This is a genomic window from Aciditerrimonas ferrireducens (assembly GCF_023130475.1).
GTDB classification, from domain to species: Bacteria; Actinomycetota; Acidimicrobiia; order Acidimicrobiales; family UBA8190; genus Aciditerrimonas; species Aciditerrimonas ferrireducens.
The window spans coordinates 199,251-212,791 of the sequence record NZ_JAKHEX010000001.1 but is presented as its reverse complement, the minus strand read 5'-3'; the positions used below and the strand labels follow the sequence as shown (position 1 = coordinate 212,791).

Genomic DNA, 13,541 nt, shown 5'->3' with positions numbered 1-13,541 from the left:
TGCAGGCGGGGACCCGCCCCCGCTCGGTGCACTTCGGGAGGTTGAATAGCACGCCATGGCCCTCCTCGTCCTGCTCCTCATCGCCCTCGCCGTCGTGGTGGCGGCCCGGGTCGGACGCCTGCTCCTGGGCAACGCCACGGACGAACGTCGCTCGGTGGAGCGCTACGGGGATGCCCTCGCCCGGCTCCGGCGCCTGCCCGAGCGGGCCGAGGGCCGGGCCGGACGGCCAGCGCACGCTCGTCGCCCCTCGGCCGGCGCCGTCGTCGGGAACCGCCGAAGCGGCCCGGCGAGCAGCCGGCTTCGGACCGCGGACCCGGACCGAGTCCACAAGGGTGGGGCCCGGTCGCCCGCCGCGCTCCTCGACCCCCCGGCGGGCCCCGGCACGCTGGACGAGGAGGCGGTCGAGGACCTGACCGGCCTCGAGCCGGGGGAGGGACTGGCCGCCCTCTCCTACCTCGACGCCCCCCCGGCCGCTCGCCAGGTGGCGAAGATCATCGGCCTCGATCGGCCCCAGGAGACGAGGCCGGCGGGCGTGGAGGGGAACGCCCGCCTGACCGGGACCACGGGGTTGCTGCTCGTCGTGCTGTTCTTCCTGGAGGGCCTGACCATCCCGTTCATCAGCCGGCTGATCTCCTGGCACATCGTCATCGGCCTGGCCCTCATCCCCCCCGTCCTCGTGAAGCTCTGCTCGGTCCTGTGGCGCTTTGGCCGCTACTACCTCGGCGACCCCCGCTACCGGGCCGCCGGCCCTCCCCACCCGCTGCTGCGGGCCCTCGGCCCCTTCGTGATCCTCTCCACCGTCATCCTCCTGGCCTCGGGAGTGGCCCTCTGGCTGGCCGGCCCGGGGCACACCACCTTGCTGCGCATCCACCAGGTCTCGTTCGTCTTCTGGTTCGTCGTCGTGGCCGTCCACGTCGTCAGCCATCTCCTGCGGGCCAGTCGGCTGGCGGCGGCGGATGCCGCAGAGGCGAAGGCCCAGCGAGCAGGGGCCGACCCGGCCCGCCAGCGAGCCGCCCGGGCCCGCCGGACCCTGGTGGCGGGCAGCCTGCTCCTGGGTCTGGCCCTCGGGGCGCTGGGGCGGACGGTCACCACCGGCTGGGGACCCGGCACCTTCCAGCACCACCGGACCCACCCGACCCCCGCAGGGGCCTCGTCGGCGAGCAGCCGGCCGGCCCAGCCGCGGCCCGGCCAGGGCATCCCCGACTGATCCCGGTCGCCAGGACCCCGGCGACCTGCGAGGATGAGGGGATGAGCGACGCGCTGGACTTCCTGGTCAAGCTCTTGGACATCGAGCCCATCGAGGTGAACATCTTCCGGGGGGTCAGTCCGGACGAGCACCGCCAGCGGGTCTTCGGGGGCCAGGTCGCCGCCCAGTCCCTCATGGCCGCCGGCCGCACCGTCGAGCGGGGCCGGGTCCACTCCCTGCACGCCTACTTCCTGCGCCCCGGCGACCCCACGGTCCCGATCCTCTACGAGGTCGACCGGATCCGCGACGGCCGGTCCTTCACCACCCGTCGGGTGGTGGCCATCCAGCACGGCCAGGCCATCTTCAACATGGCCACCTCCTTCCACGTCGAGGAGGAGGGCCCCCTGGAGCACCAGTTCCCGATGCCCGAGGTGCCCGACCCCGAGAGCCTGCCCACGCTGCGGGAGCGCCTCGAGCCCTACCGGGACCGCCTGGCCGAGTGGTTCGCCCGGCCCCACCCCATCGACCAGCGTCACATCGGCCGGCTGCCCTGGGCGGCCGAGGAGGCCGGGGACGAGCCAGTGCAGCGGCTCTGGATCCGGGCCGACGGCCAGCTGCCCGACGACCCGCTGCTGCACGCCTGCATCGCCACCTACGCGTCGGACATGTCCCTCTTCGACACCATGCTGGCGCCCCACGCCGTCCACTGGGACGACGCCGACTTCATGGGGGCCAGCCTGGACCACTGCATGTGGTTCCACCGGCCGTTCCGGGCCGACGAGTGGCTGCTCTACGACATGGACAGCCCGACGGCCTACGGGGCCCGAGGCCTGGCCCGGGGGTTCCTCTTCACCCGGGACGGCCGCCTGGCCGTCTCCATGGTCCAAGAGGGCCTCATGCGGGTGGTCTCCCGGGCCTCGACCCGGCTGGAGCCCTGACGCAGCGCCCAGGGCCCCAGCCGAGCCTCGGGGACCTTGGGCTCAGCTGCGCTGGTCCATCGGGACGTAGTCCCGCTTCTCGGCACCGCTGTAGATCTGGCGGGGCCGGGCGATCTTGGAGTCCTGGTCCAGCATCTCGACCCAGTGGGCCAGCCAGCCCGAGGTCCGGGGAATGGCGAAGAGCACCGGGAACATCTCCAGGGGGAAGCCCATGGCCTGGTAGATGAGGCCCGAGTAGAAGTCGACGTTCGGGTAGAGCTTCCGGGAGACGAAGTACTCGTCCGCCAGGGCGATCTCTTCGAGCTTGAGGGCGATGTCCAGCAGCGGGTTCTTGCCGGTCACCGCGAAGACCTCGTCGGCGGTCCGCTTGATGATCTTGGCCCGGGGGTCGTAGTTCTTGTACACCCGGTGGCCGAAGCCCTGCAGGCGGCCGTGGCCCTGCTTGACCGACTCCACGAAGGCCGGCACGTTCTCCATGGAGCCGATCTGGGTCAGCATGCGGATGACCGCCTCGTTGGCTCCCCCGTGCCGGGGCCCGTAGAGGGCGGCGCAGGCCGCCGCGCAGGCCGAGTAGGGGTCGGCGTGCGAGGAGCCCACCACCCGCATGGCCGTCGTCGAGCAGTTCTGCTCGTGGTCGGCGTGAAGCATGAAGAGGATGTCGAGGGCCCGGACCAAGGTGGGATGGGCCTCGTAGCGGGGCTCGGCCACCTTCCACATCATGGAGAGGAAGTTGGCGCAGTAGTCGAGGGAGTTGTCCGGGTAGACGAAGGGCATGCCGACGCTGAAGCGATGGGCCGCAGCCGCCAGGGTCGGCATCTTGGCAATCAGGCGGATGATCTGCTTGTTGCGGGACTCCAAGTTGAAGATGTCCTTGGCGTCCAGGTAGAAGGTCGAGAGGGCAGCCACCGCCGAGACCAGCATGCCCATCGGGTGGGCGTCGTAGTGGAACCCTTCCAGGAAGCGCTTTCGCACGTTCTCGTGGATGAACGTGTGGTAGGTGATGTCGTGCTTCCACTGCTCGAACTGCTCGGCGGTCGGCAGCTCCCCGTGGAGCAGCAGGTAGGCGACCTCCAGGTAGGTCGACCGCTCGGCCAGCTCCTCGATCGGATAGCCCCGGTAGCGCAGGATGCCGGCCTCCCCGTCGAGGTAGGTGATGGCGCTGTCGCAGGCTGCCGTGGCCATGAAGGCCGGGTCGAAGAACCAGATGCCCGGCAGCAGCTTCTGCCACTCGGCCGCCGATACCCCGCCACGGACGATGGGGATCTCCAGCTGGTTGCCCGTCCGATTGTCGATGATGGTGATGCTCTCGGTCACGGCCCTCGGACCCTCCTCGCTCGTGCTCTCTGGCTCGATCCTAGGGCGAGGTCCGCCGATCCGGTAGGCCGCCGATCTGGTGGGCTGCCGATCCGGTGGGCTGCCGATCCGGTGGGCTGCCGATCCGGTGGGCTGCCGATCCGGTGGGCTGGGAGCCGACCCGAGGCCCGGGGCCCGGCCGGCTGCTCAGGAGCTGGCCCGCCGGGCCGGGGTCACGGTGACGGTGATCGCCGGCGAGACCGAGCCGGCCAGGGAGGCCGTGCCCGGGTAGCTGACGGTCACCGAGTGCAGGCCGGTGTGGGCGTAGGCCAGGGTGCAGGTGGCCACCCCCTGGTGCAGCGCCACGGCCCCGCAGCCGGGGACCGGCGCCCCGTTGTCGTCGAAGACGACCCGGCCTGGGGGCGGCGAGCTTCCGTTCAGCGCTGGCGTGACGGTCGCCGTGTAGGTGACCGCCTGGTCCACGGCCACCGGGTTCGCCGAGGCCACCACGGCCGTGACGGTGGCCTCCTGGGCCACCGACACCACCATCGCTTGGCTGCTCGCGGTGACGGAACCACCAGCCGAACCGCCAGATGCGCTCGCCGTGACCAAAACGGTGTAGCTCGCCCCGGGAGTGACCTCGAGTGGCGGAAGCGTGACGGGACGAAGGGCCTGGGCGGCGAGGCCGAGGGTGGTGCTCACGGCCGCCGTCCGCCCGAGCGAGCCGGTGGGGACCAGGCGGGCCGAGACGGTGATGGCCCGCAGCGCGACGTTGCCGGTGTTCTGGAGGACCGCCTGGAGGGTCAGCTGTCGTACCGCGACCAGGTGGTACGGGCCGCTGGTGCCGCCTCCGGCCACGGCGGCGGGCCGGGTCGTGGGGACCTCGAGGGCCAGACTCGGGGCCGGCTGGAGACCGGGGGACGCCGCCACCACCGGGACCCAGGCCGCGAGAGCCGCCTTCGACCAGATCCCCTCCCCGTTCCGCCAGCTGGACCCGGGCAGCTGGACCCGACCGGGGTCCCGGGCCAGCTGGCCGGTGCAGGACCGCCAGGCGGCATCGGAGCGCTCGACCAGGCTCAAGGCTTGGTCCATGCCGACCAGGGCCTGGGCCTGGGCCTTCGAGCTGCCGGCTCCGAGGCCTGTGGCACCCCCAAGGAGCGTGCCCACCGCCTGGTCGACCAGGCCGGCGGCATCGGCCCGGTCCTCGAGGGCGACCAGGCACGAGGCACCGGCGGCCGGGCCGGCTTGGCCGTCCACCTGGGCTTCGGCCGCCTGGGCCCGGGCTTGCTGGTCCACGACCTGCAGGCTCGCGAGCAGGGCCAGCCGCTGGGCGCTGGGGGCGGTCGTGAGGCTTTGGCCCAGGGCCCGGCCGGTGGCCGCCGAAGCCTTGCCGAGAGCGCCGAGCATGCCGCCGAAGCCGTCGTCCAGTGCCCGCTCCGGTGCGGTCATGGCCCGGGGCACCTGCAGGCCCACTCCCACGGCGAAGGCCACGACCAGGCAAACCCCGGCCAGGGCCGGCAGACGCCGGCGCAGCCAGCGGCTCCGCCGGCCGCGCCCCCCCCAGGACTGGCGGCCCCAGGCCTGGCGACCCCAGAACTGGCGACGAGGGCCCGGCATCGGCGGCACGCTAGCGCCCCGCTCCCGGGGTCCAACGTCGTTCGGGGCGACCGTTCCCTGGCCCCACGGGCTGGCGGGGCGCCATCGGATTGGCTAGGATGACCACCGAGTAACTTTCTCCGACCGAGGCCTGCTCCGGTCGGGGATGTGTGGGAGAACGGAGCAGGCCTGGTGCCGGGCTGCTGAGGAAGCGGTCGATCGGGCTGAACCTGAGGCTGCGGGGGGATGCGCCTCGGTCCCGCCGCGAGACGTGACCCGGACCGCCCGCAGCTTAGGCGACCGGGCATCCCCTCGCAAGCCGCGGGGAACCCGGTCCGTCCGCAGGGGCGGGCCCTTCAGCTCTGGGCCAGGCGCCCGCCCCTGGGACCGTTCACTCAGGGTGCCGAGGTGCCAGCGGTGGGCAGCTGACTCTGGGTCCGCCGCCAATCGATGGTGGGCCGGATGGCGGCCAGGTCCACCCGGTCCCGGTGCCGATCGGCCAGGGCCAGCATGCGGTGGATGGTGGCCGGTTCCAGCAGGTGCGGGACGAGGCCCAGGTCGAGCAGCTTCGTGTGGGCCGCCCGGTAGTAGTGCTCCTCCTTCTCGACCCGGGGCGGGTCGACGTGCTCGATGGTGGCCCGGCCGGGGTACGCGTCGACCACCATCTCGGCCAGCTGCTGGACCGAGAAGGACTCGGTGAACTGGTTGAACACCCGGTACTCCCCCGGGGCCGGGGGGTGCTCCAGGGCCAGCTCGATGCAGGCCATGGTGTCCCGGATGTCCAGCATCCCCCGGGTCTGCCCACCGGCCCCGTAGACCGTCAGGGGGTGGCCCACCACGGCCTGGACGCAGAAGCGGTTCAGCACCGTCCCGAAGACCCCGTCGTAGTCGAAGCGGGTGGCCAGCTCGGGGTGCTGGACGGTCTCCTCGGTCTCCTGGCCGTAGACGATGCCCTGGTTCAGGTCGGTGGACCGCAGCCCCCAGATCCGGCAGGCGAACATGATGTTGTGGCTGTCGTGGACCTTCGAGAGGTGGTAGAAGGACCCGGGCTGCTTCGGGTAGGGCAGGAGGTCCGTCCGGCCCTTGTGGGTGATCTCGATGAAGCCCTCTTCGATGTCGATGTTCGGGGTGCCGTACTCCCCCATGGTCCCCAGCTTGACCAGGTGGATCGAGGGGTCCTGCTCGGCGATGGCGTAGAGCAGGTTGAGGGTCCCCACGACGTTGTTGACCTGGGTGTAGACCGCGTGCCGGCGGTCGATCATGGAGTAGGGCGCCGAGCGCTGCTCGGCGAAGTGGACGATGGCGTCGGGCCCGAAGCGCTGCAGGGTCTGGGTCACGAACTCGGCGTCGGTCAGGTCGCCCACGAAGACCTCCAGGTCGTACCCTGACACCGCCCGCCACCGCCGGACCCGCTGCTGCAGCGAGGCGATGGGCACCAAGCTGTCGACACCCATCTCGTGGTCGTAGCTTCGCCGAGCGAAGTTGTCGACCACGCCAACCTCGTGGCCCCGCCGGGAGAGGTAGAGGGCCATGGGCCACCCCAGATAACCGTCGCCGCCCAGGACCAGGACTCGCACTGTTTCGACCTCCTTCGTCGGGGCCTCGAGGCCCTCACCTACCAGCCTGCCCCCAGAATCTGTGAGGAAGCTGGGGACGGCCTGAGAGCTCTCGGGGAGGGTTGGGGCGGACTCCCCGCCGGCTCCAGGGGCCGGTCTAGGCTCGCTTCGAACTCCGGTGGCACCTCGTGACCACTGCACCACGGAGACACACCAGTCGGGGACCGGTATGGGGGCCTGGGGGCGGCTGAGCGACCGCGATGATGATGAGGAAGGACTCCCGGTTCGTCACTTTGAGAGGAAATATAGCTTCTCTGAGTGGTGGATCTTTGCGCGCGAACGGCGGTGGTCTCTTTCTGGTTGCCACGGGAATCGCCAACCTCGCGAGCTTCGGGTTCCACCTCGCCACAAGCAGACTCCTCGGCCCTGCTGGCTATGGAACCCTGGGCTCGCTCCTAGGCCTCGTGACGGCTGCGGCGCTCCCGTCCTCGGCCGTGCAGGCCGCCATCGGCCGGCGGGTGGCGCTCCATCAAGGCCAGGATCAGGCGTCCACCTCCCCCATCTCGGCCCCTCCGCCTGCCATCCTGCGCGGCGCTCTGGCGGGTCTGGCCTGCGGCCTGGCTGTCGCCCTGCTCACACCGCTGGTCGATGACTTCCTCAACCTCGCAGACCCCGTGCCCGCCCTCCTCCTCGCCATCACCGTCGGGCTGACCGTGGCGAGCATTGCGCCGGGCGGCGTCCTGTTCGGAGCACTGCGCTTTCGCGCGCTGGCCCTCGCCCTCACGCTCGGGGCTCTGAGCCGGCTCGCCTTCGGATCCCTGCTAGTCGGCCTCGGCTATCGCCTCACTGGGGCAACCGCCGGGAGCATGCTCGGCGCAGCAGTGTCCCTGGCTTGCCTCCTGTGGCCATTCCGGCCGAGACGGGTCGCAGGGACGGTCCCGGCAACAGAGGCCACCCCCTCGTCGGCGAGCGCAGTGCCGGGCGCAGAAAGAGACCAATGGGCTGTTGTCGGGCCGACTCTGCTCGCCATTGCCGCACTGGCTGGTGTATCGACGTTCTTGGGCGTCGATACGGCCCTCGCACGGCACTTCCTCGGACCCCGAGCAGCGGGTGACTATGCGGCAGCGGCCACCATTGCACGTGTCGGCCTGTTCCTGCCGGGGTCCATTGCCTTGGCAGTCTTCCCTCGCCTCGCTGCGACCCAGCGGGTCGAGGACCAGCGTCGCCTCCTCCGGGAGGCCCTCGGTCTCACCGCCCTGGTAGCTGGCGCAGCGGCGACGGTCCTCGCCCTCGAACCGCGGCTGCTCACGGGGGCGTTCTTCGGCCAAGCCTACCGAGGCGCCGCCGGACCCCTCGTCGTGCTGGCGAGCGCCGGCGTTGCGGTCGGCCTTGGATCGGTACTTGTCTACTTCTTCCTCAGCCGCCACTCGCCGCTTGCGCTAAGCTGGTGGGCAGCGCTAGGCACCCTCGTGGTCCTCGTGTTCTTCGCGCATCGAGGACCACTCCTCATTGCCTGGGAGACGGTCTGCGTCAGTGGAGCAACGACCGTGCTGCTGTTGCTCAGCTCGATGCGAGCCGTTCGTCCGCGGCGCGGAGCTGCCACGCGCCAGGACCTGCAGTCAGTCCAGCACGCCCCACTCACGCCCCGTGAGGATCGCTCCGCGCGACTCTCCTTCGAGTCCGACTCTCCCCTACCCGAGGAAACGGGGCAGGTCCTCGGTGAGGTCTAGCGTCGCGGCGAGGACCAGAGGTCCCACGAGGAGGTGCCACGATGCTGCTGTCGGGGGAGTACGAACCAAGTCCGATTGCGTGGGTCCGTGAGCAGGTCGAAACCTACGAACGGACCGGCGGCCGCGAAGCCAATACTCTCCGAGACACGGGAATACCAATTATCGTCGTCACCACCCGAGGACGCCGCTCTCGGAAGATCCGGAAGTTCGCGGTGATGCGCGTCAGCAACGAGCAGGGCTGCTACGCCCTGATCGCCTCCAAGGGAGGTGCGCCGAACCACCCTGAGTGGTACTGGAACATCGTCGCGGACCCCAGGGCCCTCACCATTCAGGATAGCGCCGAGGTCTTCGATGCGGTCGCGCGAGAGGTAGAAGGAGAGGAGCGGAAGACCTGGTGGGAGCGGGCAGTGGCGACCTATCCCCCCTACGCGGAGTACCAAGCGCGCGCCAGTCGTACCATTCCGGTCCTCGTCGCCTGCCGTCGGGAACCTGGGTCCCTCTAGGCCTCGGCCCCCGTGATTCGGATGGCCACCAAGCCACCCGCCGCCCTCGGGCCGACCGACACCGCTTCGTCCCGCCAGGCGAAATCAGTCCGACGCCTCGCTCCGATCTGGTTCGCTGCCACCGCGGTCTTCCTCCTCCTCGGACTCGCTTGGTCCCTCGCCACACCACTCGGGAGTGCCCCTGATGAGGCGTCCCAAGCGATTCGAGCTGCTGCAATCGTCCGGGGTGAGTGGATCGGGCATCCAGTGCGGGGGCAACCCAAAGCGGTAACCGGCGTCGTGGTACCCGACAGCATCGCCGACCTGAGCCAGCTCCCCCTCTGCTACATGGGCAGACCTAACCAATCGGCTGCCTGTGCACCGCCCGACACTCGCTCATCCCGGGCCACGCCTGCGCTCACGTATATGGGCCACTATCCGCCTCTCTACTACCTCCTCGTTGGCCCGCCAAGCCTCTGGCTCTCAGGACCCGCTGCTGTCTACGCCATGAGGGCTCTCTCCAGTCTCTGGGCGGCACTCTTCTTGGGCCTAGCATTTGCCGTCGTTGCCCGATGGTCAAGAAATCCCCTCATGCTGCCGGCGCTCTTGGTGGCCATCACGCCGATGACGATCTACCTCGACGCTGTGATCAACGCTTCGGGGCTCGAGATCTCGGCGGCTGTCGCCGCGTGGACCAGCACACTGATCCTCATCACCGAGCACGCCGACGACCCGCCACCTGGCCTTGTCGCCGCCAGCGGCCTCTCGGTTGCCGTCCTCGCGTGTGTTCGAGGGCTTTCGCCCCTCTGGGTCGCGATCATCGCCCTGGTGGCGATGGCGAGCAACCCTCTGGGTGCTCGACGCCTCCTGACCCGCCCTCTGGTTCGCCGCTGGATCGCCGGCCTCGTCGTGATCGGCACCCTCGCCACGACGTGGATCCTGACGGCTGGCAGCTTGACCGTCCTGCCCGACGGCGTGCCGGTACCCCACCGTGCCTCACGGGAAGAGATCCTCGTCCTTGCCCTCGGCCGCATGGGTCTCTTCCTCCGAGAAGCCATCGGCGTCTTCGGCTGGCTCGATACCCCGTCCCCGCTGCTCACCTATCTGATCTGGGGTCTGCTCGGCGCCCTGATGGTGGCGACAGCACTCCTCCTCGGACGGCGATGGAAACTCATCGTCTTCGGCAGCTTCCTTATCCTCGTGATCCTCTTGCCAGCACTTCTCATTGCCTCTCGTGCTCGCTTCGACGGTCTGATTTGGCAGGGCCGGGACGGCCTTCCTCTCTGGATCGGTGTCCCCCTCCTCGCGGCATGCACCCCCACTCGTGCTGACCGCACCATGCCCTCATCGCCAAACCTTCTTCGCCGCTTCGTCGCCCTCACCACGATCCTCGCTTGCTCTGCGCAGCTCCTCGCGTGGTATTGGGCACTGCGGCGCAACATCGTCGGCCTCGCAGGCCCGCTCGACGTCTTCTCACGATCCCAAGGCGTCTGGCACCCCCCTGTTGTCGTTCCCCTGTTGCTCTTCGTTGCCGTCCTCGGAACCGTCTCCTACGCCACGCTCGGCTTGCACCTCCACCCCAGGTCCGACCGCAGAGGCTCCTCACGCGGGAGCGTGAGCTCCGCGCACACGCTACAGCCGGCCGGTTTCCCTCAGGGCGGGGCCATCACCAAGGAACCGCGCCGCCAAAGCTTCTTGGCGGACGACATCACGCAGGTCTTCCATCAACACGACGGCTGGCAATCCACAGTATTGCTCAGGCCCTCGCAAGCCCGCTGGCGTCGACGACCTCTGCGTAGATTGAAATGAGCTCTTCCACCTCGTCCTCGAGGCTTCTGATCTCGGTCTGCTCAGCTCCGGCCCTGAGGCGCTCGACCAGCGCTGGATCCTCAAGGACCTCGACGATAGCCCGGGTCAGCTCACCTGGTTCATTGGGCGAGAACCACAAGCCATTCAGGCCGTTCCGCACCACGTCCATGATCCCGAACGTCTTCGCTGCCAAGACCGGGAGTCCGCCGAGGAGGTATTCGCGAGTCACCCGGTGGAAGGTCTCGAAGACCGATGCCGAGATGCCAATGTCGGCCCGCTTGAGGAGCTCAGGGAGTGCCCCGATGTCGTACGGGCCGATGTCAGTCACCCGACGATCATGCCGCAGGGGTCCGAGGAGATTGCGCTCACCACCTCCTGCCGTGACGAGGCGCCAGTCCTCTCGCTCGGCGACCGCTGGTGCGAGGAAGGCTTCGACGACCGTTCCGACCCCCTTGGCCGGGTGGCCGGTGGCAAGAAAGAGGAACGTGAGCGGTTTCCTCGCGGGTTCCGCACTCCTTCTTCGCAAGCAGTCGAATGGACGATGATCGAAGCCCATCGGTACCACCCGCACACGCGCCTTCGGTAGCGGCAGGCTGCGCTCGAAGTATGCCCGAAATCCCTGAGAGGGAAAGAGGATACGGTCGTAGACGTTCCAGAATTGCCAAGCCGCTCGAGCGCGCTTGGCGCGCAGGAGCCTCATCGCCCAATCGGCCTCACCCCGGCCCCGGAGGGGAACGGTGGCCTCAAGGCAGCCTAGGCAACGTTCGGGGCGAAGGGGAGCTCGGCAGAAACCCGATGAGTCCGAACGGGGTGAGACCGGAGCGATGAGGGCACAGAGATCCTCAGCGCAGGCCACGGTTCGAACGACCGGGATGCCGAGCTCTCCCGCCACTTCCGGTACGACAAGCGGCAAGTCGACGTTGTCGACTACATGGACGAGGTCGGGCCGATCCTCCAGGAGCGCCCGTCGGACCTCAGCTACGACCATCGGATCCCGACGAGCCGCAGCCTCAAGGGACCAGAGTCCGCCGCCTGGCGGCTCCCGACGAAGGAAGCGACGACGCAGCAGTCCTCTCCCGTCCCGGCCTGCGACCCCGTCCGTCGCGTCGCGGGCTCTGCACCGCCCCATCCCGTCCGGTGACGGCTCCACCACGACGACATGCCAGCCCCGCCGCACGAGTTCCGTGGCATATCCGTGGGCGATCAGCGGCGTGCCAGTGAACTCGGCAGGCGGGAAGCCGTGCACAACCAACCAGATCGACGGTGGCTGCCGTCGCGACCGGTCGAACTCCGTCATGCCTAGCCACCGCTCCGATGTCTCGCTTGCACCAGCGCTTCCCCAACCGCGGCGGATAGGCGAGCCTTGAAGGCAGTCACGTCTCCCCAGTGGTCCTTCGCCCAGCTCGATCCTGCAGCTCCGAGCTTCCTCGCCAGCTCGGGCTGCTCCATCACCCATCGGCAAGCCTCGAGCTCCTCACCTCGCCACCACGTGACGATCCCACCCAGCGACCGTTCGAGATGGGACGCCTCCAGCGAGCCAGTTGGTGCGACAACGGGCACACCCAGCCGCTGGCTCTCGAGTGCTGTCCGTCCCACCACCGTCCCGGACCTCCCGATCACCACGCAGCTGGCATGAGCAAGCAACCGCTGGACGTCCGCACGATTCCCTACCGGGGGCAACGGTCGGGCTCGACCCTGCTGAAGGATCTCGACCTCTCCCGACCCTCCGAGCATCACGACGCGCAGGTCTGGGAGACCCGCCGAAAGCCATTCGGCCCCCTCTCGCAGCTCCTCGGCGTCCCCGAACTGCGCCAGCTCGAGCATCCCCTCGAAGAGGATGCCAGGCCCGAACTCGCCATCGGCGAACACTGCATAGGGTTTCCCTGCCAGCTCGTGAAATGGTTCAGCGAGGACGAAGGAGTTCACGCTCAAGAAGCCACCCACCTCGACCGTTACGGCGTTCTCGAACGCGGCCAATCGTTCGGCCTCTCGCGGACTCAACGCCCAGAACGTCTCGATCTCCCGTGACAGGGATCGGCACCAGTCAGGGATCGGACTGCCTCCAATGAGCGGCATGGCAACTCGCGCTTCTGCTGTCTTGATCGCGTCGCGTACCAACTCCGTCAACAGCGGCTCGACCGCGGAGACCCCGGCCGTTGGGTCGCCAACCAGCAGCACGAGCGAAGGCGGCCCGTCCTCAAGCCGGTCCCTTGCCGTCCGCCACGCATTGGCGAGAGAGCCGGCCAGCCCAGCGAACGCATCATCGCTCAACCCCACGGGACCCCCTCGTCCGAGTCTCCGGAACATCCCCTCCTCGTCGCTCGTCTCGTCTCGCCTCTCTACCCATTCGCGGATCGGAGAAGGCTGTGCTGCGCCCGCTCCACGCAGGAGCGTGACGAGCAGGTGCCAGACTTGCTCGTTTTGCGGCAAGCCTGCGAGATCCGTGACTACCACGGCACCGTCTGGTTCTCCCGACCGACCCGGACCGAGAAGCGACCAGACCTCCACGTCCGCGTCCAGCGTCAGGCTCCCCACGATCATGCGGACGACGTCGGGCTCGAGCGGCTCGGTTCCCCAGTGGCTCGTGACGACCACGACGCGGGAACACGGCTCCAGACTCTCCGACACCGCCACTCCTGCACTCATTTCTCGCCTGGAGCTTCGACTTCCTCGGAATCGAGAGGCCGGTCGACGTCGGCTCGGGCAACCGCCCGTTCCGGGACGTATGGAGCCAACCTAGCCAGCTCCGCTTGGACGGCCCGACCGAGCTGCTCGATCAAGCCCTCGAGTTCGTCGACCTGCCGGGCCAACAGGTCGCAAGTCTGGACAAGATTCGCCCGAAAGGCCTCTTCCTGGTCGAAGTATTGCGAGAGGATTCGTCCGACCTCCGTCGCCAGCAGCCTTGAGAGCACTCGGCGCCAACGAGGGACGTTCTCAACGGGACGCGGACC

Annotated in this window: 11 protein-coding genes; 6 read left to right on the top strand and 5 right to left on the bottom strand. The window is 69.1% G+C overall.

The genetic code is table 11. The features are described 5' to 3' along the window. Positions 1-55: 55 nt before the first annotated feature. Positions 56-1,207 (top strand): hypothetical protein, encoded by a 1,152-nt coding sequence (locus Acit_RS00985; RefSeq protein WP_248105073.1) that lies wholly within the window; start codon positions 56-58, stop codon positions 1,205-1,207. A 41-nt stretch (positions 1,208-1,248) separates the two neighbouring features. Continuing rightward, positions 1,249-2,124, top strand: coding sequence for an acyl-CoA thioesterase (locus tag Acit_RS00980; RefSeq protein ID WP_248105072.1), 876 nt, complete (start codon positions 1,249-1,251; stop codon positions 2,122-2,124). 42 nt (positions 2,125-2,166) lie between these two features. Here the strand turns inward: Acit_RS00980 and Acit_RS00975 are convergent, their stop codons facing one another. The 3 genes from Acit_RS00975 to Acit_RS00965 form a co-directional block, all read right to left on the bottom strand. Next, positions 2,167-3,438 carry a citrate synthase gene (locus Acit_RS00975; protein WP_248105071.1) on the bottom strand — a complete coding sequence of 424 codons (1,272 nt, stop codon included), beginning with the start codon at positions 3,436-3,438 and terminating at the stop codon, positions 2,167-2,169. 186 nt (positions 3,439-3,624) lie between these two features. After that, on the bottom strand, positions 3,625-5,034 hold the full coding sequence (locus Acit_RS00970; protein WP_248105070.1) for an Ig-like domain-containing protein: 1,410 nt from the start codon (positions 5,032-5,034) through the stop codon (positions 3,625-3,627). Positions 5,035-5,408: 374 nt separating this feature from the next. After that, positions 5,409-6,590, bottom strand: coding sequence for an NAD-dependent epimerase/dehydratase family protein (locus Acit_RS00965; protein WP_248105069.1), 1,182 nt, complete (start codon positions 6,588-6,590; stop codon positions 5,409-5,411). Positions 6,591-6,829: 239 nt separating this feature from the next. Between Acit_RS00965 and Acit_RS00960 the strand changes: the two genes are divergently transcribed. From Acit_RS00960 to Acit_RS00950, 3 genes are read left to right on the top strand one after another with little or no spacing between them, the layout of a single operon-like run. Continuing rightward, entirely contained in the window at positions 6,830-8,299 is a 1,470-nt protein-coding gene (locus tag Acit_RS00960; protein ID WP_248105068.1) for a lipopolysaccharide biosynthesis protein, read from the top strand. A 41-nt stretch (positions 8,300-8,340) separates the two neighbouring features. Further along, positions 8,341-8,802 (top strand): nitroreductase family deazaflavin-dependent oxidoreductase, encoded by a 462-nt coding sequence (locus Acit_RS00955; protein WP_248105067.1) that lies wholly within the window; start codon positions 8,341-8,343, stop codon positions 8,800-8,802. A gap of 21 nt (positions 8,803-8,823) precedes the next feature. Continuing rightward, the gene (locus tag Acit_RS00950; protein WP_248105066.1) at positions 8,824-10,590 is read left to right on the top strand and encodes a DUF2142 domain-containing protein; all 1,767 of its coding nucleotides are present in this window, start codon (positions 8,824-8,826) and stop codon (positions 10,588-10,590) included. Here Acit_RS00950 and Acit_RS00945 read toward each other — a convergent pair. After that, positions 10,538-11,887, bottom strand: a complete 1,350-nt coding sequence (locus Acit_RS00945) for a glycosyltransferase family 4 protein (RefSeq protein ID WP_248105065.1) — start codon at positions 11,885-11,887, stop codon at positions 10,538-10,540. The two genes, Acit_RS00950 and Acit_RS00945, sit on opposite strands and share 53 nt — an antisense overlap. A gap of 2 nt (positions 11,888-11,889) precedes the next feature. Continuing rightward, the gene (locus tag Acit_RS00940) at positions 11,890-13,224 is read right to left on the bottom strand and encodes a glycosyltransferase family protein (protein ID WP_248105063.1); all 1,335 of its coding nucleotides are present in this window, start codon (positions 13,222-13,224) and stop codon (positions 11,890-11,892) included. 116 nt (positions 13,225-13,340) lie between these two features. Here Acit_RS00940 and Acit_RS00935 point away from each other — a divergent pair, with 116 nt between their 5' ends. Next, positions 13,341-13,496, top strand: coding sequence for a hypothetical protein (locus tag Acit_RS00935; protein WP_248105061.1), 156 nt, complete (start codon positions 13,341-13,343; stop codon positions 13,494-13,496). Positions 13,497-13,541 lie beyond the last annotated feature (45 nt).